Below are 24,050 nucleotides of genomic sequence, written 5' to 3'. Positions count from 1 at the left end.
CGGTTTTGTCTATTCCACGGAAGTGTAGCTTCCAGCTATCCCTGTAGGGCAGCTTTGCGCTTACTGTTCTGCCGGGTCACGAGTACCAGAAGATAGACAGCGAGCAGCAGGAGAGGCGCCAATATCGAATACCGGTACATTACGGCGTAGCTGGTGAACATGGCGACAGCGCCAAGCAGCATGGAGCCGATGGCTACACCGAGATCCAGGGAGTTCAGGAACATTCCGTTGGCTAACCCGCGCTGGCGCGGCTCGACAGACTGGATCATCCAGGTCTGGAGCGCAGGCTGCATGGAGCCGAAGCCGAATCCGTAGCATAGAGCGGCCGGGAACAAGCCCGCCGTTGTGGAGGCGAAGGAGAGCAGCAGCAGACCGGCGACAATGAACAGGCTTCCTGGGATGAGCAAGGCAGCCGCGCCATAGCGGTCGTAGATTCTGCCGGAGAGCGGCCGGATCACGACAATGGCTACGGCATTGAACAGGAAGAAGTAAGCGATATGCTGGAGGTGCTTCTCTTGCCCGTAGAGCGCCAGGAAGCCCAGCAGCCCGCCGTAAGAGATGGATAAGAGGAAGTTAAGCAGGCAGGGAAGCAGCAGCCTGCGGTATGGATTGCTTCCCGCAGCTGCAGCCGGAACTGCGGCCGGCTCCAGATGTCCGCCAGGCAGTGTTTTGGCCAGGCGGAAGCCCATCGGCAGGATCAGAGCAAGCACGACAGCCGCCACCAGCAGCAGGGACCCGAAGCCAGGTCCTTGCAGGAGGCTGAGTCCGATTAGCGGGCCAGCTGACATGGCGAGGCTGGTGGATAATCCGAAATAACCCATGCCCTCGCCCATCCGGCGGATGGGGATGACATCGGAGGCCATGGTCGGGAACGCCGTGCTGGCCATGCCGAAGCCTATGCCGAACAGGATGCGGAACGCCAGCAGGGTGAAGATGCTGCCTGCGAAATAATAGCCCGCCACCGCAGAGAGGGCAATGGCAAGGCCGAGGAAGATCAGCAGGTTGCGCCCGCCCTTCTCCATGGCCTTGGCCGAGAAGAGGCGGGAGGCAATGGCGCTGAAGGCGAACAGGCTGGTGACAAGGCTAACCTGCACGGGTGAAGCATGTAAGGCACTTTCCGCATAAGCGGGAAGGGTAGATAAGGTCATCTGCAGTCCTATGAACAGCAGAAGGTTGCAAAGGGTCAGTGTGATGAAGGATGTGGTCCATAGACGTTCAGAGGATTGATTCAATTGGGTAGACTCCTATTCCTGATGTATATTTCCGGTGTTGTGATAGATTTGCTCCAGCATACTGCGGAGATCTTCAAGCTGCTGCGGCTGCAACCCGGCTACAGCCATATCTATAGTCTGCTGTTCCAAAACTATAGTTTTCTCAATTAACGCCCGTCCCTCTCCGGTGGCAGAGAGCTGGAACGCCCTGCGGTCCTCGGGGTTGGCCGTTTTGGTAATGAAGCCTTTCTTGAGCAGGAGCTCCACGATCCGGGCGGTGGTCGGCTGGTCTTTGGCAGAGGCAACGGCAACCTCCTTCTGGTTGACTCCGCTGCGGTCACAGATCATCAGCAGGGTGGACCATTGCTCGGGTGTGATGTCATACGGCTTCAGCGCCCGGGCGAAGCTCACTGAGATTCTCCGGTGGGTCGAGCCCAGCAGGAAGCCGAGGAATTGCTGTGGAGAGGAAAGAGTCATAAATGAACTGCTCCTTTGTATTTACTTGTTACAACAATAATAAGTATAACAAGTAAAATAGTCAAGGATGAATGGGTTCCTTCCAATCTGACAACGCCAAAAAAGCCCCCTTCCGCATGATGCGGAAGGGGGCTTGAATGATTTGCTTTGTTTTAAACCTGTGGAACCTTCTCCCAGTCCTTCAGGAAGCGTTCGATACCATTGTCGGTCAGCGGGTGCTTCCAGAGTGATGGCAGGAGTGAGCCCGGGATGGTAGCGATGTGAGCGCCGGCAATGGCAGCTTGCTCCACATGGGCGATGTTGCGGATACTGGCGGCGATGATCTCGGATTTCAGGTCGTAGTTGGTCAGAATCGTCTTCAGATCCTTGATCAGCTTCATACCGTCTACACCGATATCATCCAGACGTCCGACGAACGGACTGATATAAGTAGCTCCTGCCTTGGCGGCCATGAGGCCTTGAGCAGCGGAGAATACGAGGGTTACGTTGGTTTTGATGCCTTTTTTGGTCAGTTCATAACAAGCTTCCAGACCATCTTCGGTCATAGGCAGCTTGATGACCACGTTCGGAGCCCATTCTGCGATCTCGTAAGCTTCCTTAAGCATCTCTTCAGCCGTAAGACCGATAACCTCAGCGCTTACAGGACCAGGGACAATAGCTACGATCTCTTTGATTACATCCTTAAACAATCTGCCTTCCTTGGCGATCAGCGACGGGTTCGTCGTTACGCCATCCACTAATCCGAGGCGGGTAATACGTTTGATTTCCTCAATATTTCCGGTATCCAAGAAAAATTTCATTTCCAGGTATCCTCCCTTGATTTCGTATGGATTTGACAAAACAGCAGGCTCCACTTCATTATGAGACATGCTGCGTGAAGTTTCAACTGTTAATTTGAATATCTCAAAATAACTTTATGGAATCTGCGCAAAAAATTGTTTTTACACGGGTAGGACCATTCACGGCTACTTCTGTCCATGATACTATAGAAGCGGTATTGTTCATTACAGGCGATGGGCTGGTGACAGGGATGTATACTTTAATTGCGGGGGTAGTGCTGTTTCTGCTGGTCACAGCCGGAATTATTGCATATCAGAACAGCAGAATTCTTGCGGAGCAAGAGACGGATGCTTCCAGAGCACATACCGGCAATCTGATGTATTCGGTATATAATCAGAGGTTCTCTGCGGGAGAGGAGCTGCCGGAGGCGGTGCCGTTGTTCCAATTCACGGTGGTTGAGCCCGGGGAAGAGGACCTGCCGGAGGCAGAGGCGGGGACAACCCGTGCCCTGTGCAGGGTTGCCGCTGGTACGGGTGAGCTGGTGTTATCTGATGCGCAGAATTATATGCTGGGCATTCTCCGCCAGGCCGCAGTGCAGGGGGGCCGGCTTACGTATGATTCTTTTTCGGGGAAGGCTGCCCGCAGGGGCGAGAAGGAACTGATTCAGGCGCTGGAGACTGCGGCGAAGGAGGAGACCAGCTATGCAGATCAACATTAATGATGTAGTCCTGTCGGTGCATGAAGGCGACATTACCTCATGGCAGGGCGAGATGATCGTCAATGCCTCGAACTCCGGTCTGTATGGAGGCGGGGGAGTGGACGGGGCTATACACCGGGCCGGGGGCCCGGAAATTGCGGAGGAATGTGCGGTAATCCGCCAGAAGCAGGGCGGTATTCTTCCCGGCGAAGCAGCGCTCACCAGTGCGGGACGGCTTGCTTTTCGTGGGGTGATACATACGGTGGGGCCGATCTGGAAGGGCGGTACGGCTGGTGAAGCGGCTGTGTTGGCGAGATGCTATAAGAGCAGCCTTGATCTGGCTTGCGCCCATGGGGTGAAGAGCCTCGCTTTTCCGAATATCAGCACGGGCATTTACAACTTCCCGAAGGAGCTGGCCTGCAAGACGGCGCTGGAGGCCGTAGCTCTATATGTCCGCGCGAAGAACCCGGCAGAGCTCCCGCTGCGGCAGATCGATTTCGTCTGCTTCGAGCATGAGAATGCCGGGCTATATGGGGCCCTGCTTGGGAATTATAGCTGAACAGGTGATCCGGATAGTATGTGTTACGGCAAAAGCCTGTCTGGCAGAAGCCCGGAAGTCAGGCGTGATACTTGCCTACGGGTGCGTTCAATACCCATTCCAGCATTAGAATCAGATCTTCTAGCCTGGTCAGCTGGGCGTCTAGCGCGGCCCTCTGCGGGTCACCGGGGGGCAGGGGAGCCAGCCGGGACTCCAGGGATCTGCGCTGGAGCGTCATTTCGTTGATTTTGGATTGGATTTGGTTCTCGGTTCTCATGCGGATGCCTCCTGATGGATTATTAGTGTCAGGCTGATTAGTAAGGCTAAGAATTCCTTGTGGACGGGCACAGCCCATTCCACTTCGTTCATTATAACGGATAACATGGAGGGAATAAAATGAGTATCAATGTGAAACAGCTGGCAGCGGAGAAGGCAGTCGAATATGTGAAGGACGGTATGAGGGTGGGCCTGGGAACAGGCTCCACTGCTTACTGGGCCATCCGCAAGCTGGGGGAACGGGTAAGCGAGGGCTTGCAGATTACAGCCGTTGCTACTTCACAGGCGTCTGAGGATCAGGCCCGTGAGCTGGGCATCCCGCTGGTAGCGTTCAGTGATGTGGACAGCCTCGACCTGACGATTGACGGGGCGGATGAGCTGGACGGGGTGCTGCAGCTGATTAAGGGCGGGGGCGGTGCGCTTTTGCGGGAAAAGATTGTCGCTATGGGCAGCGCCCGCATGATCGTTGTGGCCGATGAGAGCAAGGCGGTGACCACGCTCGGGAAGTTCCCGTTACCGGTGGAGATTGTGCCGTTCGCCTGGGAGTGGACGGTTGCCGCTCTCGCTAAGCTGGGCTGTAAGACGGAGCTGCGGCGCAGCGGAGAAGACCTGTACAAGACGGATAACGGCAATTATATTGCGGACTGCCGTTTTGAAGCGATTGAATCGGCGGCAGAGCTGGCGCTTGCCCTCCAGCGTATTCCGGGAGTTGTCGAGCACGGCCTCTTCATCGGAATTGCAGATCTGGCGATTCTCGGCAAGAAAGACGGCACGATTGAGATTATTGAAGGTGGCCAGGATCGCTAAGCCGCAGGCCAGCCGCCGGAAGGGGAAGGCCTCCACAGCCAAGCAGGCGCTGCCGCCCGGACGGCGGTTCCTGGCCTGGCTGCTGCTGATTGGATATAGCGGACTGCTGCTATACTGGATGTTCATCGGGTTCGGACGGACGGTTCAGCTGGACGGGCCGCTCCGTTACAATCTTGAACCGCTGCGGACAGTGCGTTTATACTTTGACATGACTAACGGATTATCGTATGCTAACAGGCTGGTGAATCTTCTGGGGAATGTGGCGGTATTCGCGCCTTTTGGCATTCTGCTTCCGCTGGTGGTGACCGGTTACCGTTCTTTTATCCGCCTGACGCTTCTGTCTGCGCTTGGCATCATTATACTGGAGCTGCTGCAGATGCTGCTGCATGTCGGGAGCCTGGATATCGATGATCTGCTGCTTAACCTGCTGGGTGTGTTGACAGGGTATGCGCTGCTGCGGCTGGTGCGGGGATAGCGGAGGCACCCGGGACAGGTATAATTTCGGGTCAGGTATACTTTTAGGAGGATGAGACATATGTTGATTGATTTGAAGCCGCTTGTCGGCACACCGCAGGTGAATGAGCTGCTGGCTTATGCGGTTATAGATGACCCGGATGCGCTGGAGCGCACTTCGGCAGAATACAGGGAGCAGGCGGCGATGCAGCTATGCGGCTGGGAAGAGGACGGGCTGCTGCTCGGACTCACCGGATTTGAAGAGACGGAAGACGGCTCGCTCGACATCCGCCATATCGCAGTGCTCCCGGAGAACCGGGGTAAAGGATATGCGCGCGGCATGATTCTTGAGCTGGTCACCTCCCGTCAGCCACGTTACCTGATAGCGGAGACCGAGGACGAGATTGCCGCTGACTTTTACCGCAGTCTGGGCTTCATGGTCTACAGCCTGGGCGAGAACGCTGCCGGCATCGAAATGTTCCGCTGTGTCTATGAGGTGGAAGAGACGGAGGACGAGGAGTAAGCGGGCCGAGCGGTATCGGGAGAGGCAATAGGTGAAAATTATAATATTAGCCACTCTGCACTTTGCGTGCAGGGTGGTTTTTTGCGTCCATGAGGCTTATTTAATCCCCCTGATGAATATCAATGTAAAATTCATGAAACCAGTTGACTTTTAACGCAAAGGACAATATAGTTTTACTATAAAACTATTCTATAGGTGAACTATTATCCGGAAAGGTGGAAGCAGCTTTGAAGAAAGATGCAGAGGAATGGATCAACCGCTATGTAGACGCCTATATGGTTGTCACCAGGCAGATCAACGCGAGGCTCCGGGAGATTTTTGGAGAAGGTCTGACGACGGATCAATTCCTTATTCTTAGGCTGATCAGCGGGCAGGAGAAGTGCACCTCGACTTATCTGTCTGAAGCTGTAGCTGTAGGCAAAAGCTCGATTACTGCCATTATCAACCGGCTGGATGAAGCGGGGATGATCCAGCGGACCCGGGACGAGAATGACCGCAGGCAGGTGTATCTGACCATGACGGAGCATGGGAAGAGCGTCTACCATACCTCTGATAAGCAAATGCAGGAGGTTATCTCCCCTTATTTGTTCCATTTCGAGGATAACAATATTGAGCAGTTTATTACGATGTTTGAGAAGCTGGCATTTCTGATGCAGGATGCAGGGGGGAGAAGCAATTGAGAACGATTTTGAAGGCAAGATGGGCCATTATCGCGGTATGGCTGGCTGTGGCATTAGTGTTATTCTTGACAGCACCCGGGATGTCGGATCTGGTCCGGGAGAAGGGGCAAATCTCAGTACCGGCTGGCTACACTTCATCGCGGGCTGCGGAGATTATGAAGGAGGTCGCTGCGGCCAAGGACGGGGAGACGGTACATCAGGTGGCCCTGGTGTTCCATAAGCCTGAGGGGCTGACGGCCGCAGACACCGAGAGTATTAAGCAGGGTGTGGAGCAGCTGGCCGGGAACAAGGATTCCCTGAAGCTCAGCACGATTACAGATCCGTTCTCACAGCCTGAGTTGAAGGATACGCTAATTGCGGGGGACGGCAAGACGATTATGGTCGCTTTGTCGGTGCAAGGCGGAGAGGATGCGGTCAAGGAGCTCCCGGCAAAGTCTGCTGAGCTGCTGGGTAACGTCACTGCGGACCATTACATGACCAGTGAAGGACTGATTACAGAGGATACGATTGCCAGCTCGGAAGCCGGGCTGAAGAAGTCGGAATATATCACTGTCGTGTTTATTCTGCTGATCCTGTTCGTGGTGTTCCGCTCGGTCGTGGCGCCGTTTGTACCGCTGTTAACGGTGGGGCTGAGTTATATCGTGTCCCAGTCGATTGTGGCTTTTCTGGTGGACCGGTTTGATTTCCCGCTGTCGACCTTCACACAGATCTTCATGGTGGCCGTTATGTTCGGGATCGGGACCGATTACTGCATTCTGCTGATCAGCCGGTTCAAGGAGGAGCTTGTCCAGTCTGAGGATACTACCAGTGCCATTATCGCTACTTACCGGAAAGCCGGAGGAACAGTCTTCTATTCAGGACTGGCGGTCTTCGTCGGCTTCCTGGCCATCGGCCTGTCCCAGTTCATGCTCTACCGTTCGGCGGTGGCGGTGGCTGTCGGCATAGCTGTTATGCTGCTGGCGCTCGTGACTGTGGTTCCGTTCTTCATGGCGGTACTGGGTCAAAAGCTGTTCTGGCCGTCACGCGGCAAGCTGGAACATAGTGAGAGCCGGATCTGGGGAGCGGCCGGTTCGTTCTCCCTGAAGAGACCCTGGGCTGCGCTGCTGATTGTAGCTGCCATTGTTGCGCCGTTCCTGCTTACCTACAGCGGGAAGCTGTCGTTCAACAACATGGATGAGATCGGGCCGAATTTCGCTTCGGTCAAAGGCTTCAATATTATTTCCGAGAGCTTCGGTCCGGGCGAATCCATGCCTGGCAAGATAGTGATCAAGAACGATGACCGGATGGATACCGCTGAATATATGGGGCTTGCGGAGAAGATCAGCCGTGAGCTGGAAAAGGTAGAGGGTGTCAAAGCTGTACGCAGCATGTCACGGCCAACCGGGGAGCAAATTAATGACTTCCTAATTCCTACTCAGGTGGCAACTCTGTCAGACGGTCTTGATCAAAGTAATGAAGGCTTAACCAAAATCCAGAACGGGCTGAGCGAAGCGAGTAAGCAGCTGAAGGAGAATGAGCCTAAGCTTACAGAAGCGGCTTCTGGCAGCGCCAAGCTGACAGAGGGCACAGCCGAGCTTAAAAAAGGGATTGATGCGCTGGGCGATGGCTTGTCGAGGATCGAGAGCGGCATCCGCAGCGGCTCGGCCGGAGCCGGCGAGATCAAAGCGGGCCTCACGCAGGCGGCGGCCAGCGCGAAGCAGCTGGCCGATGCAAACGCTGCGCTGCTCGAAGGCTATAAGAAGATCGGCGGCGGCCTGACCGCGCTGAACGGGGGCCTCGCCGGTCTGCAGACACAGCTTCAAGGCGTGGCAGATGCGCTTAACGGTCTGGGAGCTTCCTTCACTGGACTGGAAGCCGCCTACCCTGAGCTGCTCCAGGATGTGAATTACCAGACGATTAAAGGCACGGTAACGCAGAGCGGTACCGGAGCTGCGGGACTGGCTGGAGGACTGGGCGAGATTTCGGCCCAGCTAAGCGGTGCAGCGGCCGGATTGAACGAGGCCAATGCCGGTTACTCCAAAGCGGCAGCAGGCCAGGCGGCGCTGGCGAAAGGGCTGGATCAGCTGGTAGCTGGTATCGGCCAGCTGCAAACCGGCCTGAAGCAGGCGGCAGACGGCCAGGGGCAGATTGTCGGCAAGCTTCCGGCGATCACCACCGGGCTTACACAGCTGCAAGGCGGGCAGAAACAGCTTGCTGACGGGTTCGGCGAGCTTACGGGCCAGCTTGGCCAGCTGACGGACGGACTAACGCAAAGTGCGGATGGTCTGGGACAAATCACCAGCGGCCTAAGCTCTGCGCAGGATTACCTTAAGCAGATTCAGGACGCCAAGGATGATGAGCTGAGCGGGTTCCTGGTTCCGGCAGAGGCGCTTAAGGCTAAGGGCATGCAGCAGGTATTCGATAACTATCTGTCCGGGGACCGCAAGGTCATGACGATTGATGTTGTATTCGCGGGTAATCCATACAGCGCGGAGGCTATTGACAGCGTCGGACAGATTCAGGAAGCGTTGGACCGTGCCGTGGCCGGCACCAAGCTGGAGAATGCGGAGACAGCCATGAGTGGTGTGACCAGCACCTACAGCGATTTGCAGACAATCTCCAATGAGGATTACACACGTACGGTGATTCTGATGCTGGGCGGTATTTTCATCATCCTGGTGGTACTGTTCCGTTCGATTGTTATGCCAGTGTATTTGATTGTCTCGCTCCTGATCACTTACTTCACTGCACTTGGGGTAACGGAAGCAATCTTCGTTCATCTGTTGAACTATTCAGGGATCACCTGGACGACTCCGTTCTTCAGCTTCGTCATGCTGATTGCTCTCGGGGTGGACTACAGTATCTTCCTGATGGCACGCTTCAACGAGAATAAAACCTGGGATGTGCGTGAAGCCATTCTGCATGCTATGCGCAATATGGGAACTGTGATTCTCTCGGCCGTAGTGATTCTGGGCGGTACATTCGCCTCGATGTATCCTTCCGGGGTCCTGTCGATGATGCAGATTGCGACGGTTGTATTGTCCGGTCTGGCGCTGTATGCACTGGTATTCCTGCCGTTCTTCGTGCCGGTGATGGTGCGGATGTTCGGCCGGGCTAACTGGTGGCCATTCCGTCCGGCGGCGGGGGAGGATCACCCTAGAACGCTGGATGTGTAACGTTTTGCATTACAAGAGATGAAAATAAAGAGCAGGCTTCCCGGTTATATGGGGCCTGCTCTTTGGCTGTTTACGCAGAAAAAAATAAAAAATCACCGTGCCGATGTAACCTTATCAACTTGTACTTCATCTAAAGAGCATATGGAAATAAACACTGAATGGGGATGCGGCAGCTTCCCGGAAGAAGGGGGGCAATCATATTTGAATAACGGACAAGAGGAGCTGGTCAGGCGTGCCCAGGCGGGTGACAGCGAGGTCTTCATCCAACTGGTGAAGAGTCAGGAGCGGCGGATGTACAGTATGGCTAAGTCCATGGTCAGGAGTGACGAGGATTGTGCAGATGCGATGCAAGAGACGGTGCTGAAAGCTTTTAAAGCCATCTCAGGACTGAAAGAAGCGGCTTATTTCAACACATGGCTATTTCGTATTCTGATCAACGAATGCAACTTGATTCTGCGCAGACGGGAAAGGGTAGTCGTCATGCCCGATCCGCCGGAGAGCGTACAAGTCATATCTTCGTTCGTAGAAGAGATGGATCTGCGTCAGGCCATTGGCAGGCTCGAAGAGATATCAAGAACTATTGTTAAGCTGCATTATTATCAGGGGTTAACCGTGCAAGAGATTGCCGGGCTGCTTGAGCTGTCCGAGAGTGCCGTCAAGACCAGGCTGCACCGCGCCCGTAAGACGTTACAGCAAACCCTGGAGCAACCTGTAGAAAGGAAGGTGAACGGATGAGCCAGCAGCGGTTGGAGAGCAGGCTGGCAGACCTTCAGGAAGAGACTCTTCCTGAACTGCCGGAGCTTGTGCATCTGCGTATGGAGGAGACTTACCAGATCATCAGTGGGAAGGATGAGACTCGCTTGGAGGCGGCTTCAGAACATCAAGAGACCGTTAGACGTAAAAGAATGCCCCGATGGCTGTCCCGGGTGGTAATCAGTGCAGCATCTGTGGCTGGAGGGCTGGTGCTCCTGATTAGCCTGGGGTTCATCTCTCCGGCCATGGCGGAGACCTTGAAGCAGTTGCCCTTCATGTCAAGCGTATTCCAGCTTGCAGGAGATGCCGGGTTGCGAAAAGCAAATGAAGCAGGGTTAACCACAAATGTTGAGCAGACCGTCACTCTGGATGGAATGACTCTCAGGGTGTCTGAACAAATGTATGACGGAAGCCGTTTCTCGGTGGTGCTGACCCGTGTTCAGGCAAAGGAGGATCAAAAAAAGGAGGGCTGGTGGGATTTATTGACCCGCAGGGGGCAGCCAGCAGGCGGAATAAATAATATCGAGTTTTTGGTGAACGGGAAAATGGTAAATACCGGATTCGGGTTTGCCCAGGGAGGTGCCGGCGCACCTGACTCTATCATTGTTTCAGCACTGGATGGACCGAATCTACAAATCCCTGACCAGTTTAACCTCACTATGATAGTCCTTATTGATGGAATGGATGAGCCATTTCGCTTTGAGTTTCCCGTTAGCAAGAATACTCTGGGCGACCTTGTTCTTGGACCGGGGGAGATCAAGGTACATGATCATATCCATCTCCGTTACACACGGCTGGAACTGAGCCAGACATCGACCCGTCTGCTAGCCGAAATTAAAGGAGACCCAGGCGCGGATCTCAAGGCGATTGAGGAGGCCATTCCAGAAAAATATAAAAATGCGGGGATTTTAATGATCGGGTTCGAGCTGTGGGATGATCAAGGGCAACAGGCTGTTCCAGTTAGTATCAGCGGCAGCGGTGAAGGGGATACGTTCTCACATAGTATGGTCTTTGAACCTTTTGAGAATAGGCCGGAGCGTGTGATTATTAAGTCTTTCGTTACATTAAAGGACGGGGAGAATAAGTACATTCCCGAACTGGAGATGACCGTCCCTATACCATAAAATGAAACACCCTCCGGCCACTGCAACATGCAGCAGCCGGAGGGTGTTGCGGTTAATAACCTGGTTCCTTACGCCACTCCCTAGGCGTCATCCCCGTATGCTTACTGAAGATTTTGCTGAAGTACCGGCCGTCCTGGTAGCCGACCATCTCGGCGACGGAGGTTATTCTATGCTCCCCTCCGGCGAGCAGCAGCTTGGCATGACCGATCCGGACACGCTCCAGATATTCCGAAATATTCTCATGGAACACCTGCTTGAAGCGCCGGGACACATACTCGCGGCTAAGAAAAAACTCGCCGGCGATTTGCTGGAGCGTCAGATTATCCATGTAATGCTGGTCAATATAGCGCTTGATCTCATAAATCGCGTTGTTCTCCTGCAGCCGGGATTCCTTGAGGGTGTCAGCGACTTCTGTGAACGCCTCCGTCCACTCCCGCTGCCATTCTCCCAGGGACAGACGACCGTTCTCATCCAGCGGGAACAGCCCGGGGAAGGAAGAGGGGGCAGGCTCGCCGGCCATCGGTGTCTTGTCCTGAAGCAGCCGGTTTCTGAGCAGCCCGTATTCGTAACGCCAGTATTTCAGATCCTCCCATGTGACCGCCTGCCGTTTGCCTACCGCATCCATCCAGGCGGAGATTACTTGTCCAATCTGGGCAGTGTCCCCCCGGTGGACCGCTGTCGTGATCCGGCTGGCATAGTCAGCCAGCACAGTCCTTGCAGCGTGCGGCGTAGACGGGTTCCCGCCATAATGATAGATCAGCGGAGTATCGTCCAGGAAGGAGATTCCGCGCGCCGTTTGCAGCGTCTGCTGGAAGCCGGTGTGAACGCCGTGCGGGAAGGAGACAATGCCTCCGCAGGCAAAGCGGAAACGTGCCCCAAGCACCTTATAGAGCGCGTCATTCATCGCTTTCAGCTTCGCATCGGTCTGCCCCAGCTCCCCGGTCAGCAGGAGGACAAGCCCGTAATTCGGGTCTGTATGTTTAAAGGCATAACCGTTACGGACCGGGCCGATTACTTCGTTGCAGATATTGCCCATCAGAAAATGCAGCAGATCCGGATTGCGCCCGAATTTGCCCAGGACGGTGCGCGGAAGCGGATCGGTCAGCAGCAGGACAACCCGGCATTCCGCCCCCGCCGGCCATCCGAAGGCAGCACTTAGCTCGTCAGCGGCTCCCGCCTGGGAGCCAGGCTGGGAGACGAGGGCCGAGAGTGTTTTGTCCCAATACATAGGCAGCGTTTTGTTGATCTCTACCTCCCGCTGGATGTTGAGACTGCGCGCTTCCTCGTCCTTGCGCCATGCGTTTGCGGCACTGTTGACTGCCTCAAGCAGCTCGCTGCGGTTGATCGGCTTCAGGAGATAGTCCATTCCGCCATGCTTGATGGTGTTGCGGATGTAAGCATAATCGTCATAACCGCTGATCACGATCCGCTTGGAGAACGGGGACTTGTCCTCAATCCATTGCAGCAGCGCCATGCCGTCCATATTGGGCATTTTCATATCGGTAAAGATAATCTCCGGCCGCTCGCGCATAATCAGTGTCAGCGCCGTTTCCCCGTCGCAGGCCTCCAGAATGTCCGTAATGCCGTATTCCTCCCAGTCCACAAGCAGCCGGATAGAATCTCTTACGTCGGCTTCATCGTCCACGATCAGCACTTTCATGGTGTTACGCCCCTTCCGTCAGTGGGATTCTAATCTGAACGTTGAAACCGTGAGGCTCCGCATGCCCAAGTATTACATCTGCTTGATCGTTAAAGAACAAGCGCAGCCGGGAGACGACATTCATCAGCCCGATGCTGCCGCCTTCCATGCCGCCCGGCTGTTCACCGGCTATCTGCCGCTCTAGCTCCAGCAGGCGCTCCGGGGTGACGCCGGGACCGTTGTCGGAGACTGTAATACTTAGCGTGTCACCGCTGACTTCGACTACAATGCCAATCTCGGCCTGCTCCGCTCCTTCAAAGCCGTGCTTGAAGCAGTTCTCGACAAGCGGCTGCAGAATCATTTTGGGAACCGGTGTATTTAAGTCAGCCTCCCCTCTGATCTCAATGCGGTGGCGGAGCCTGTCCTTGAACCGCTGCTGCTGCAGCTCCAGGTAAGCCTGGGCATGGGCAATCTCCTTGGAGAGCGGCACGACCGGCTCCTCTGTGTTCATGTTGTAGCGCATCATGAGACCGAGGGAGGAGGTGAGCTCGTAAATCCTGGGCACCTTATGGTGCAGGGCCACAGAGCCGATAGACTGCAGCGTATTAAAAATAAAATGCGGATTAATCTGAGCCTGAAGCGCTTTTAACTGGTTATCCTTGTTGGCCAGCTCCAGCCTCAGCTCCCGCATAATCAGATTGTCGATCGTATCGACCATGTTCTTGATTGCGCTCCCGAGCACGCCAACCTCGTCGCTGCGGTCAGGATCGCCGTCGAACTGCAGCTTGCCGAGCTTGATCCTGCGGATCGATTCGGTCAGCCGCTTGATCGGAGCGGTGACCATGACCGAAACGAACAGCGCGGCGGCGATCGCAATGAACAGACAGGTCAGCAGCACAAGCATATTAATGCGCAGCACGCTGGCCGCGTTGCTGTACAGGTAGCTGTCCGGGATCTGCTTAGCGACGGTCCAGATACGCCCGATCAGCTCGAACTTCTCGAATACGACGATGCCATTGAAGTCCCCGTCCCTGTTCCAGTAGAAGTGGCCGGCCCCCGCGAAGCTGTACCGGGCATGCTGCAGCCAGGCATAATCAGGTTTGGTGCCGATTTCATCTTCCCTGGACGTATAGACGGCAGTTCCGGTGTCGTCCAGCAGATAGATATTCTCTTGTCCTTTATCATAGAGCATGTTCATAATGCTGCGGAATTCATCCAGCTTGAAGTCGATTGACAGCACCCCGATCCGCTCCTTGAGCGGCGCCCGGTACACCGGACGGTGAATCGTAAATACGGTGTTGGACGGGCTGTACGGGAATTCCTCCATGCCGTAATTATGTGAAGGATGGGGCGGCTCCAGATAAGGATCGTTTTTGTCAACCGGCTGCACGAAATGGCCGTCTAATCCGCCGCTGCCCGGCTCGCGCTTCAGGTAGCCGTCAATCAGCAGCCAGGACTGGTCGGCAAGATCCGAATACAAATAGACCTGTTGAATGTCCCTGCTGGATTGCTCGATGGCATGAAGACCGGAATATATATTATTCTCCACCATGAAGTCGCTCCGGCCCTGCACCAGAATGTTGTACAGGCTATTCGTCATCCTGAGGTTATTGTAGGCGTTCAGCGAGATATTGTTCATGGCGTTCAGCTGCCCCATCAGGCTGGTGGTCCCTTGGCGGACCGTATTTGAATTTTCGCGGATCGCGTCATTCTTCAAGGAGTGTTTGGTGTAGAAATAGGAGATTAGAATTGAGGCAGCGATCGGCACGAGAATGGCGGCCATCAGAAAGACACTCAGCTTGTAGCGTATACTGCCTCGGAAGCTACGGTACCGCAATGGCGTTCCTCCTTATTCCGCAGATTGGTCTACAGTCTAGCACCGCTTCCAAGGAAGGGTCAATAGGGTCACAATCTTACACATTTTTGGTCAACACCGGCTGTATTCCCGTTCCCGGTAAAGTTAGTATACTGATCGTGTAAAGCGCTTACAGGATAAACACAGGGAGGTTAAGGCATGAAAAAATGGTCTTCTCTACTGATGGCAGGCTCGCTGTCACTGGCAGTATTAACGGCCGGATGCTCGAACGGAGGCTCTAATGCAGGAAGCGGCGCGAACAGCGCGGATTCCGGTGCAGCAGGCGGCAAGGATGAAATTACGCTCTATACCATTCAATCCACCAACCCGAATTTTCAGGCCTGGCTGGAGGAAGCGCAGGAGAAAAGCGGGGTCAAAATCAACTGGGTCGCCGCGCCGACCGATTCGGATACCCGCCAGCAGAAGATTTCCACGATTCTTTCTTCCGGGGACAGTACGGTGGACATTCTGGAAGTCAATGATGAAATGGCTACGTCTTTCAAAAACGCCGGTTGGTTGGACCCGCTGCAGGATACGGTGCTGACAGAGGATATTATGAAGCAGCTTCCGCAGGGCTACATGAAGGATATGCTGACCTCCGCTAAAGGCGATGTGCTCGGCGTGCCAAGCTATACAGGGTATCTCGGACTGTGGATCGACCAGAAGAAGCTGGATGCGGCCGGGATGACCTCGATCGAAACCAAGGAGGATTTTGAAAAGTTCCTGAAGGCTTCGACCAAGGACGGGCAGTACGGGTACGGTGGCTCCTGGGAAAAGACTTACGTCTTCAACGAAATTGCCACCTTCGTCAATTTGTTCGGGGGCGACTACTACGATTGGACCAATGAGAACAGCCGGGAGGCGGTCAAGTTCATGTATGACATGGCCAACACGTGGAAGGTAACGCCGGTCGATCAGATCGCGGACAAATATGAGCAGATGAACCAGAAGTTTATCGACGGCAAATACGCCTCAGTGTTCATGTGGGGGACAGGTACGGATTATAAGCAGGCGAACCGGTATGGTCCCGACCAAATCCATATGGTCAATATGCCTAAGTTTGCGAAACGCAGCATTTTCACGGATTCCTGGAGCTATGTGCTGAATTCGGCTTCCAAAAACAAAGCGGCGGCGATCAAATTTCTGAAGTACGCAGCCAGCGAGGACGGCGAGTTGAACAGCTGGAAGAATTTTGACCGCTACCCGGCCAGAGCAGATGTTGCTGCAAACGAAGCCGTGACCGGCGATATTAAGGACATCTATACAGAAATTCAGTCCACCAATGAGGTTCACGGACGCCCTATGCTGCCGCAGACAATGGAGTTCATCGCCGAGATGGGCACGCTGTTCCAGAACTATATTCAGGATAAAATCACGCTGGACGAATTCTGCCAAAAAGCGCAGGATGCGGTTGAACGTTACCAGTAATGCCGCAGGAAAGGGGCGCTGTCCATGTATGCCAGCCGAAAATACTGGGTGATAGCGTGGATGCTAGTGCTCCCCGCGCTGATCATCCGGGTGTTCACCACGATCTATCCCATCATTGAAACGTTCCGCATCAGCCTGTATGATGTCAAGCTGCTGCGGGGGATTCACGAGTTCGTTGGCTTCGATAATTTTATTCAGTTGTTTCAGGATTCCAAGGTCATCACTTCTATTGAATTTACAGCTATATTCGTTGCAGGCTCCATGCTCGGCCACATCGTGCTCGGCATTGCGCTGGCGCTAATTCTCAACATGAAATTCGCCGGACAAAAGGTACTGCGGACAATTGTGCTGCTGCCCTGGGCCATGCCTATGGTGGTCATCGCTATGGCCTCGAAGTGGGCGTTCAATAACGAGTACGGGCTGATTAACGATTTTGTCCGCTGGTTTAACCCTGGCTTTACGCTGGACTGGCTGATCCATACGAATACGGCGCGTTTTGCGGTTATTGCCGTTGATCTGTGGAAGGATCTGCCCTTCTTCGCCATTCTGGTGTTGGCCGGACTGCAGTTTATATCTTCGGAAATGTATGAAGCGGCTAAAATCGACGGGGCAGGCCCGGTCCGTTCCTTCTTCAGCATCACCCTGCCGCTGCTGTCACGCAACATTCTGATGCTGAGCATTTTCTTCACCATGTGGCGGATTACGTCCTTTGATGTCGTGTATGCGATGACGAGCGGGGGACCCGGAGAGAGCACGGCACTGATCGCCTACCGGGTAACGACCGAGGCATTTACGAATCTCAACACGGGCTATGCTGCCGCCATTGCGGTCGTACTGTTTCTGGTCATGGCCTTGCTCAGCGGGCTCAGCATGTCGGCCGCCAAGCGCGTAGATTACTAAGGAGCGATGTATGATGACCACTCACAACCACAGACCGCTGCCGCTCACCCTGCTCATGTGGGGACTGGCGCTGATCGTTGCCTTTCTGATTCTGTTTCCGCTCTGGTGGATTTTTATTTCGTCTATTACCCCGGCGGGGGAGCTGTTCTCGAAACCCATTAAATACTGGCCGGACCATCCGACACTTGCCAGCTACCGCTACCTGATTGAGAACGTGGGACTGCTGCCGAAAATCTGGGATACTGCCATTATCATCGGGCTGTCGATTCTGATCGGGATGATCGTGTCCGTGATGGCTGCCTTCAGCTTCGCCCGGTTCCGCACCAGGGGGCTTGCCATTGCCACCGGCTTCCTGCTGGCCTCCATGCTGATTCCCGACGTCGTCACCGCCCGGCCGCTGTACGATTTCCTGCGCAGCGTGCATCTGTACGATACGCATACCGGACTGATTATTTTGTATATCAGCGGCATTCTTCCGTTCACCATTCTGATTCTGCAAAACTATCTGAACGATATCCCGGTTTCGATCGAGGAGTCGGCGGCGATTGACGGCTGCGGATTTGTCCAGTCACTGATTTACGTTACCGTTCCGCTGCTCCGTCCGGCGCTGGCGACGGTCTGCATCGTCAACTTTATTACCTGCCTGAATAACTTCTTCACGCCGCTGTTCTACTCCAATGGAATCTCGGTGCTGTCCACGGCCATTACGCAATTGCCACTAAGAGACAATATGTACGCCGTGCCGTGGGATCTGGTCAGCGCGATGGGCTGGATCATTATTTTGCCGATTATCGTGTTCGTAGCGATCTTCCAGAGACAGATTATGGAGGGAATTATGGCCGGCGGAGTTAAGGGCTGATTAGCTGATGATTAGAAAAAGAAAATGAGAGGAGTCTGTTACTATGGTTGAACATCCGTTTCTGGGAGGGCTGTCGGCGCTTCCCCTGCTCAAAGCCGGCCGCAGCCGGGCCGTTAACGCAGAGAATCCGAAAGGGGAGAAGGGCAAGGGAGGCATGGCGGCCAGCCATCTCGGCCCTTGCCGCAAAGGCTCGCCCTGCATCCGGGACGTTGCTCCCGGCGCCACTGCCCTGCTGGCCGACATTGATGGCCCCGGCATTATTGAACATATCTGGATCACTGTTACCGACCGGACTGATGCGGACACTTTTGTCTTAAGGGACCTGGTGCTGCGCATGTATTGGGACGATGAGACAGAGCCTTCCGTGGAAAGTCCACTCGGGGATTTCTTCTGCAACGGCTTCGGGAGGGGCTGCACCGTCAATTCCCAGGCGATGGTCGTCAATCCGACACGGGGCTTCAACTGCTACTTCCCGATGCCGTTCCGGCGTAAGGCGAGAATTGAAATTGAGAACCAGCATGAAGCGCCGATTCCGGCTCTTTTTTATCAGGTCGATTACTGCCTGCATGATGAACTGCCTGAAGAGACCGCCTATTTTCACGCCCAGTGGAGACGGCAGCGGATCACGAGCAAAGCGGAGGATTACGTTATTCTGGACCATGTGAAGGGCCGCGGACAGTACGTGGGAACCTATATCGCGCTGACGACGCTGGAGCGGTATTGGTGGGGGGAAGGCGAACTGAAGATGTACATCGACGGAGACGATGAATATCCGACGATCTGCGGCACGGGGATGGAGGATTATTTCGGGGGTGCTTGGAGCTTTGCAACACAGCAGAACGGCAGGACCGTGGAGAACACGTACTGTACGCCTTACATGGGCTACCCGTATTATTCCGCTCACGATGAGGAGGTTCATAATTTCTATCATAACGACGACGCGCCGCCGATGCGCGGGTTCTACCGCTGGCATATTCTGGACCCGATCCGGTTCCATGAGGATTTTAAAGTGACGGTACAGCAGATTGGAGTCTATAAAAAAGGCCTGTTCGAGCGTCAAGACGATGTGGCCTCGGTGGCCTACTGGTACCAGACGGAGCCACACCAGCCGTTCGGGCCGCTGGCGTCCAAGGAAGAGCGTTGGCCTAGATAAGGCGCAGGCCGAGATAAAGCGCAGGTAAATATTTCTTCGTATCTTCCCGCTGGGAATGGCGTTTATACTGGTTGTAAAGCCAGCCAGCTTGCGGCGAAGGGGGAGACGATGCGATGAGATCCAGGCGGGCGATGATGAGATCCAGACGAGAGATAATGAGTTCCAGGCAGGTGATGTTAATCGCAGTCATGCTCCTGCTCACTGTTGCAGTGACGGCCTGCGGGGGAAGAAACGGCGTCGTCTATGAGTCAGATGCCGGGAGAACTCAGGTGGAAGATGCCGGGAACTCCGGGCGGCCGCTGAAAATCTTCAACTTCAAGGTGGAGATGGCGGAGCAATTGAATGCGCTGACGCAGCAGTATCAGGAAGAAACCGGCGTGCCCATTGAGCTGGATACCTGCGGCGGGGGCTGCGATTACAGCGCGGAGCTGAAGACGAGGTTTAACTCCGGCGACAAGCCCGATCTGTTCTTCGTGGCCGGGTATAAGGATCTTGATCTGTGGGAGGAGTACCTGGAGGATCTGAGCAGTGAACCGTGGGCGGAGGAGATACAGGAGCTGGCCAGACCCGCCACAATGAAGGACGGGCGGATCTACGGGATGCCGCTTGCTATGGAAGGCTGGGGGTTTATTTACAACAAGACCCTGTTCCGCAAGGCGGGTATTGAAACCCCGCCGGTGACGCTCAGCGGGCTGAGAGCAGCGGCGGAGCAGCTTCAAGCGGCCGGCATCCGGCCGTTCGAGAACGGCTATGCGGAATGGTGGGTACTCGGCAATCACCTGCTGAATACCGCCTTTGCCCTGCAGCCTGATCCGGCGGAATTTATTGATGAGGTCAGCAGCGGCAGTGCCAAGCTGACCGGTAACAGCATATTTGACAGCTGGCTGGATCTGATTGACCTCACCCTGGAATATGGTCAGGCGGCGCCGCTACAGACGGATTACTATACCCAAGTGATGCATTTTGCCAAGGGTCAGGCAGCGATGATGCAGCAGGGGAGCTGGACACAGCTGCAGCTGGACAAGCTGGCTCCGGGTCTGGACATCGGCTTCCTGCCCATGCCGGTGAACGATGACAGCGCTAAGATGGATAAGCTTCAGATCGGGGTGGCGAATTACTGGGTCGTGTTTAAGAACTCGGTGATGAAGGAGGAGGCCAAGGCGTTCTTGCGCTGGCTGGCCAGCTCTGAAGTTGGCAAGAAGTTCGTCGTGGACGATGCTCGGCTGATTCCCGCTCTTAAGAGCATACCGGTCCCGGAAGGCCGATTAGGACCACTCGCTGACGACATTATGTCGTACATGAAGGCCGGCAAGACACTTCCCTGGCTATGGCAGCGCTACCCGGGATACGAGGCAACCACCTCGCAGATGAGTGTGCAGATGCAGGCTTACATCGGCGGCCAGATCGGCCGCGAGAAGCTGCTGGCTGAATTCCAGCGGATCTGGGATTCGGCGCGGGGGGTTACACATGACAGCCCGGAGTGATTTGAAGCGGGACAGTAATACAATGGGGGCTGCTGCGCTGAGGGATGGCTCCCACGCTCCATAGTCAGTAGCAGTTTTAGAGAAATCCTGCAATAAGTGCAACAATGCTGCCCCATAGAAGCTGTCTATGCTGAAATTCTGCACAAAATGTAACAAATCCAGCTTTAACTTGCTCTAACCACCGGAAATCCTGCAAATGATGCAACATTGCTCCTCAGCCACTAACATTTATAGAGAAATCCTGCAAAATGTGCAACAATACTGCTCCTTACAAGCGGCCGGTGAGAGAATATAAACTTCAGAGCGTATGTGAAAACCAAATACCTGGAAAATAGCATAATAGCCTCCAGTCTCCACAATTCAGTGGGACCGGAGGCTATTTGTGCTGGAAATATAGCTAAGATACCTAACGCGGCTTCGCAAAATAACTGCGCAGCGCCCAGCCGCGTTCCTGGCGTTTCTTGTATTTGGGCAAGGAACGGTAGACGGCAAGCGATTCCTCAAAAGCGCGCTTGGCATCGTCTGTCCGGCCCAGTGTCTTGTACATGGAGCCGGCCAGATAATAGGCTTCGCTGGAGGAGGTCTGGATCTCCTGGAATTGGCTCACATAATGGAGCGCCTTGTCCTGGTCGATATGCCGGAAGGTCTCGGCCAGACGGAGGTAAGGCTGTCCATATTGGGCTCTGCGGTTGATCTCAAGGCCTTGAAGCATCTGGGCTTCGCCTTCGGCAAGCTGGCCCAGCTTGAGGTTGGCGTATCCGAGCTCCACCCAGTATTCAGCCGAGGTCTCATAACGGTCGGCGATGGCCGTCAGCAGCTCCTTGGCCTCGCTGTAGCGCTTGCGCTCAATCAGCAGCCGGGCCAGATCGAATTTGGCGGTGACATCGTTCGGGTTCTGGGCAATGGCCGTCCGCAGCCTGGACATCTGGCGGCTGCGGCGGAAAGGCTTGGAGAAGCTGGGTAGAATGCCGACATAACGGCGGTCTACGAAATATAGAACGACGAGCAGAATGATTAGGGCCAGAAAGGGATTGCCGAGCAGACGGTACAGCAGCAGGAAACCTAGAATTTTAATCATGAATATGAATTCCCTCCATTACTTTTGTGGTTCATTTGTGCTTCCTGCAAATTGGATACGAATAGGCAGGGTAATTATACCATATCAACCTTTTTAGAGGCCACGATAAAAGAGACTGGGGGTCGGTTATCCAGTTCCAGGTGATCCATAAGCCCCCAGCTCCTGCCTGCACTGCTGTCATTGACAGGCTGCTGCCGAAGTCATAAGCTTTGTGTACAGTCAGATTGTCTCATCGCTAGATTAGCTCTTATATAACAGTGTATTCAACTAACACTTGGAAAGAAGGATGAACCGTGGAGACATTGGCAAGCAAGGTACAGCTGCGACCTCTGGGACGCTCTGAGCTATCGGTATCTCCGCTTGGCCTGGGCTGCTGGCAGTTCAGCCGGGGAAGCGGAATCGTAGGCCGCTACTGGAGCAATATCACAGACGCGGATATTCTGGATATCGTACGGGTCAGCCTGGAAGGCGGCATGAACTGGGTGGATACCGCAGAAATCTATGGTGGAGGCAAATCGGAGGAAGCATTGGCTCATGTGCTGGATCAGCTTCAGCAGGAAGGCAACCCGCATGCGGCTCCGCTGATTGCGACCAAATGGTGGCCGATGCTGCGGACAGCAGGCTCGATTACCTCCACGATTGATCAGCGGATTGCTTGCCTGGGCGGCAGAGGCATTGATCTGTACCAGATCCACCAGCCGTTCTCCTTATCCTCGATTGCCAGTGAGATGAAAGCAATGGCGGGACTGGTACAGGCCGGCAAAATCAGGTATGTAGGGGTAAGCAATTATTCAGCTAAGCAGATGGTGGAAGCGCACCGTATCTTGCAGACCTACGGACTTACCCTGGTCTCCAATCAGGTCAAATACAATCTGCTGCACCGCAGCATCGATCAGAACGGCATCATGGCTGCGGCCAAGGAGCTAGGTATCTCGATCATCGCCTATTCCCCGCTCCAGCAGGGTATCCTGACCGGACGGTTCCACGCAGATCCGTCGCAGATTAAGGCAGTCTCGCGTTCCCGGCGGATGATGTCCGGCCTGGACGACAAGAGCCTGGCCCGCAGCAAGCCGCTGATCACCTCCCTGACCGCACTGGCTGACAAATACGGGTGTACACCGGGACAGATTGCACTTAATTGGCTGATTCATTATCATGGCGACACCGTAGTTGCGATTCCCGGCGCTTCCAAGGTCCGTCATGCCCGGGAGAATGTCGGCACCATGACCTTCCGGCTGGAGCCGGAGGAGCTGGAGCTGCTGAATGAGGCCTCCTGGGCTGCCTTGAAGAAGTAACCCGGAGTTCGGGCAGCTCTTCATTAACTCAAACGGGGAGTGAACTGGAATGAATGAGAAATGCTGGCTGGTTGTCCAATATCCCTTGAAGAGTCTGCAAGGGAGCCAGCGCGATCAATGGTTGAGGGATAAAGTCACGGAATACCTGAATCTCTTTTTAGCGGATGCGGAGCTTGGCTATGTAGACGGGTCTGAGATGGGCAAAACGGTATCAGACCGGCAGCAATTTGTACTTAATATCTTTTGTGTCATTACGGATGAACAACGGGGTATAGCTCTGATCAAAAAAGTATTAAGAGAGCATAGGCTTGATTATACCCGGATCAAACTGGCCACGATGCCCTTTGAGGGCGGAGGAACCTATACGCTGAAATATGCCTCTAAGAAAGGCGTGACTGATTTTTCGTTATAGCCATTATTTAGTCGGGTTGATGAATGAATAGGATGATACTCAGCAGCGGACCCGGACTTTGATTTTCAAGTCCGGGTCCGCTATTTCCATTTTTCTGAGATAAAACTGTTTAGGACTGGAAAGAGCGGTTTATATAAGGGATAAGATGCTTCGCACTCACGCAAATAAGGTGAAGATTATGGAAGGAGGTTGAACTTCAATGAGTATGAGCGTACATAACCTTATGGCTTTTAATCATCAGTTTTTTAGACCTCAGCCCGTTGTCCATCCCAAAGCGCAGAGACAGGAAGACAAAGTCCAGAGCTTTCAGGAGGTCCTTAACGAGAAGCTGAGCAGCTATGGCGACATGAAGAAATAAGCAAGCAATAGAGCCGCAGAACTATTTTATGCAGAAGACATCGCAGCAAATCATAGAACCTTCAGCAAAAAGGTGCCTCCCGCAACTCGGAAGGCACCTTTTTGCTGCTTAAGAA

General features: G+C 54.4%; 25 protein-coding genes. 17 read left to right on the top strand and 8 right to left on the bottom strand.

What is annotated here, in order from left to right; genetic code table 11:
• Positions 1 to 35: 35 nt before the first annotated feature.
• From MKY64_RS13200 to fsa, 3 genes are all read right to left on the bottom strand, one after another.
• Positions 36 to 1,232 (bottom strand): MFS transporter, encoded by a 1,197-nt coding sequence (locus MKY64_RS13200; RefSeq protein WP_340953422.1) that lies wholly within the window; start codon positions 1,230 to 1,232, stop codon positions 36 to 38.
• A 12-nt stretch (positions 1,233 to 1,244) separates the two neighbouring features.
• A complete protein-coding gene (locus tag MKY64_RS13195) occupies positions 1,245 to 1,688 on the bottom strand; it encodes a MarR family winged helix-turn-helix transcriptional regulator (RefSeq protein ID WP_340953421.1) in 444 nt (147 codons plus the stop codon).
• Positions 1,689 to 1,840: 152 nt separating this feature from the next.
• On the bottom strand, positions 1,841 to 2,488 hold the full coding sequence (gene fsa / locus MKY64_RS13190) for a fructose-6-phosphate aldolase (RefSeq protein ID WP_036694437.1): 648 nt from the start codon (positions 2,486 to 2,488) through the stop codon (positions 1,841 to 1,843).
• 230 nt (positions 2,489 to 2,718) lie between these two features.
• Between fsa and MKY64_RS13185 the strand changes: the two genes are divergently transcribed.
• Together MKY64_RS13185 and MKY64_RS13180 are read left to right on the top strand one after the other, a co-directional pair.
• Entirely contained in the window at positions 2,719 to 3,186 is a 468-nt protein-coding gene (locus MKY64_RS13185; RefSeq protein WP_155991622.1) for a hypothetical protein, read from the top strand.
• Complete coding sequence (locus MKY64_RS13180; protein WP_340953419.1) at positions 3,170 to 3,724, top strand: macro domain-containing protein; 555 nt, start codon at positions 3,170 to 3,172, stop codon at positions 3,722 to 3,724. Before MKY64_RS13185 ends, MKY64_RS13180 begins: the two co-directional genes overlap by 17 nt.
• Before the next feature lie 58 nt (positions 3,725 to 3,782).
• Here MKY64_RS13180 and MKY64_RS13175 read toward each other — a convergent pair whose 3' ends face one another.
• Positions 3,783 to 3,980, bottom strand: a complete 198-nt coding sequence (locus MKY64_RS13175) for a hypothetical protein (RefSeq protein WP_036729275.1) — start codon at positions 3,978 to 3,980, stop codon at positions 3,783 to 3,785.
• A 125-nt stretch (positions 3,981 to 4,105) separates the two neighbouring features.
• Between MKY64_RS13175 and rpiA the strand changes: the two genes are divergently transcribed.
• The 7 genes from rpiA (at position 4,106) to MKY64_RS13140 (ending at position 11,474) form a co-directional block, all read left to right on the top strand.
• Complete coding sequence (gene rpiA / locus MKY64_RS13170; protein ID WP_340958078.1) at positions 4,106 to 4,786, top strand: ribose-5-phosphate isomerase RpiA; 681 nt, start codon at positions 4,106 to 4,108, stop codon at positions 4,784 to 4,786.
• Positions 4,755 to 5,261, top strand: coding sequence for a VanZ family protein (locus tag MKY64_RS13165; protein WP_340953418.1), 507 nt, complete (start codon positions 4,755 to 4,757; stop codon positions 5,259 to 5,261). The genes rpiA and MKY64_RS13165 overlap by 32 nt, the downstream gene beginning before the upstream one ends.
• A gap of 60 nt (positions 5,262 to 5,321) precedes the next feature.
• Positions 5,322 to 5,762 carry a GNAT family N-acetyltransferase gene (locus MKY64_RS13160; RefSeq protein WP_339313952.1) on the top strand — a complete coding sequence of 147 codons (441 nt, stop codon included), beginning with the start codon at positions 5,322 to 5,324 and terminating at the stop codon, positions 5,760 to 5,762.
• A 227-nt stretch (positions 5,763 to 5,989) separates the two neighbouring features.
• A complete protein-coding gene (locus MKY64_RS13155) occupies positions 5,990 to 6,442 on the top strand; it encodes a MarR family winged helix-turn-helix transcriptional regulator (RefSeq protein WP_036729268.1) in 453 nt (150 codons plus the stop codon).
• Positions 6,439 to 9,597 (top strand): MMPL family transporter, encoded by a 3,159-nt coding sequence (locus MKY64_RS13150; RefSeq protein ID WP_340953416.1) that lies wholly within the window; start codon positions 6,439 to 6,441, stop codon positions 9,595 to 9,597. The genes MKY64_RS13155 and MKY64_RS13150 overlap by 4 nt, the downstream gene beginning before the upstream one ends.
• A 201-nt stretch (positions 9,598 to 9,798) precedes the next feature.
• On the top strand, positions 9,799 to 10,332 hold the full coding sequence (locus MKY64_RS13145) for a sigma-70 family RNA polymerase sigma factor (protein ID WP_340953414.1): 534 nt from the start codon (positions 9,799 to 9,801) through the stop codon (positions 10,330 to 10,332).
• A complete protein-coding gene (locus MKY64_RS13140; RefSeq protein WP_340953413.1) occupies positions 10,329 to 11,474 on the top strand; it encodes a DUF4179 domain-containing protein in 1,146 nt (381 codons plus the stop codon). The genes MKY64_RS13145 and MKY64_RS13140 overlap by 4 nt, the downstream gene beginning before the upstream one ends.
• 52 nt (positions 11,475 to 11,526) lie before the next feature.
• On the opposite strand, the gene MKY64_RS13135 is transcribed toward MKY64_RS13140, so the two are convergent.
• Both MKY64_RS13135 and MKY64_RS13130 read right to left on the bottom strand, forming a co-directional pair.
• Complete coding sequence (locus tag MKY64_RS13135; protein WP_340953411.1) at positions 11,527 to 13,134, bottom strand: response regulator transcription factor; 1,608 nt, start codon at positions 13,132 to 13,134, stop codon at positions 11,527 to 11,529.
• 4 nt (positions 13,135 to 13,138) lie between these two features.
• The gene (locus MKY64_RS13130; protein WP_340953409.1) at positions 13,139 to 14,950 is read right to left on the bottom strand and encodes a cache domain-containing sensor histidine kinase; all 1,812 of its coding nucleotides are present in this window, start codon (positions 14,948 to 14,950) and stop codon (positions 13,139 to 13,141) included.
• A 177-nt stretch (positions 14,951 to 15,127) separates the two neighbouring features.
• Here MKY64_RS13130 and MKY64_RS13125 point away from each other — a divergent pair, with 177 nt between their 5' ends.
• Genes MKY64_RS13125 through MKY64_RS13110 form a run of 4 tightly spaced genes read left to right on the top strand, consistent with a single transcriptional unit; the run spans position 15,128 to position 19,308 of the window.
• Positions 15,128 to 16,396 carry an ABC transporter substrate-binding protein gene (locus tag MKY64_RS13125; protein WP_339256141.1) on the top strand — a complete coding sequence of 423 codons (1,269 nt, stop codon included), beginning with the start codon at positions 15,128 to 15,130 and terminating at the stop codon, positions 16,394 to 16,396.
• Positions 16,397 to 16,420: 24 nt separating this feature from the next.
• Positions 16,421 to 17,296, top strand: a complete 876-nt coding sequence (locus MKY64_RS13120; protein ID WP_036729248.1) for a carbohydrate ABC transporter permease — start codon at positions 16,421 to 16,423, stop codon at positions 17,294 to 17,296.
• 10 nt (positions 17,297 to 17,306) lie between these two features.
• Entirely contained in the window at positions 17,307 to 18,155 is an 849-nt protein-coding gene (locus MKY64_RS13115) for a carbohydrate ABC transporter permease (protein ID WP_340953406.1), read from the top strand.
• A 43-nt stretch (positions 18,156 to 18,198) separates the two neighbouring features.
• A complete protein-coding gene (locus tag MKY64_RS13110) occupies positions 18,199 to 19,308 on the top strand; it encodes a glycoside hydrolase family 172 protein (protein WP_340953405.1) in 1,110 nt (369 codons plus the stop codon).
• On the opposite strand, the gene MKY64_RS13105 is transcribed toward MKY64_RS13110, so the two are convergent.
• Entirely contained in the window at positions 19,301 to 19,498 is a 198-nt protein-coding gene (locus MKY64_RS13105; protein ID WP_339256147.1) for a hypothetical protein, read from the bottom strand. The genes MKY64_RS13110 and MKY64_RS13105 overlap by 8 nt on opposite strands.
• Between MKY64_RS13105 and MKY64_RS13100 the strand changes: the two genes are divergently transcribed.
• Positions 19,482 to 20,792, top strand: coding sequence for an ABC transporter substrate-binding protein (locus MKY64_RS13100; RefSeq protein ID WP_340958077.1), 1,311 nt, complete (start codon positions 19,482 to 19,484; stop codon positions 20,790 to 20,792). The genes MKY64_RS13105 and MKY64_RS13100 overlap by 17 nt on opposite strands.
• A gap of 406 nt (positions 20,793 to 21,198) precedes the next feature.
• Here MKY64_RS13100 and MKY64_RS13095 read toward each other — a convergent pair whose 3' ends face one another.
• Positions 21,199 to 21,870: a tetratricopeptide repeat protein gene (locus MKY64_RS13095; protein WP_209873199.1), complete on the bottom strand. Its 672-nt coding sequence runs from the start codon at positions 21,868 to 21,870 to the stop codon at positions 21,199 to 21,201.
• A 293-nt stretch (positions 21,871 to 22,163) separates the two neighbouring features.
• Between MKY64_RS13095 and MKY64_RS13090 the strand changes: the two genes are divergently transcribed.
• The 3 genes from MKY64_RS13090 (at position 22,164) to MKY64_RS13080 (ending at position 23,935) form a co-directional block, all read left to right on the top strand.
• The gene (locus MKY64_RS13090) at positions 22,164 to 23,165 is read left to right on the top strand and encodes an aldo/keto reductase (RefSeq protein ID WP_036729236.1); all 1,002 of its coding nucleotides are present in this window, start codon (positions 22,164 to 22,166) and stop codon (positions 23,163 to 23,165) included.
• A 49-nt stretch (positions 23,166 to 23,214) separates the two neighbouring features.
• Positions 23,215 to 23,577 (top strand): hypothetical protein, encoded by a 363-nt coding sequence (locus MKY64_RS13085; RefSeq protein WP_340953401.1) that lies wholly within the window; start codon positions 23,215 to 23,217, stop codon positions 23,575 to 23,577.
• 199 nt (positions 23,578 to 23,776) lie between these two features.
• The gene (locus tag MKY64_RS13080) at positions 23,777 to 23,935 is read left to right on the top strand and encodes a hypothetical protein (protein WP_209873214.1); all 159 of its coding nucleotides are present in this window, start codon (positions 23,777 to 23,779) and stop codon (positions 23,933 to 23,935) included.
• The last annotated feature ends 115 nt before the right edge of the window (positions 23,936 to 24,050 follow it).

It is taken from the genome of Paenibacillus sp. FSL R7-0210, assembly GCF_038009085.1.
Taxonomy (GTDB): domain Bacteria; phylum Bacillota; class Bacilli; order Paenibacillales; family Paenibacillaceae; genus Paenibacillus_AQ; species Paenibacillus_AQ silagei.
This window is presented reverse-complemented; position numbering and strand designations above follow the sequence as displayed.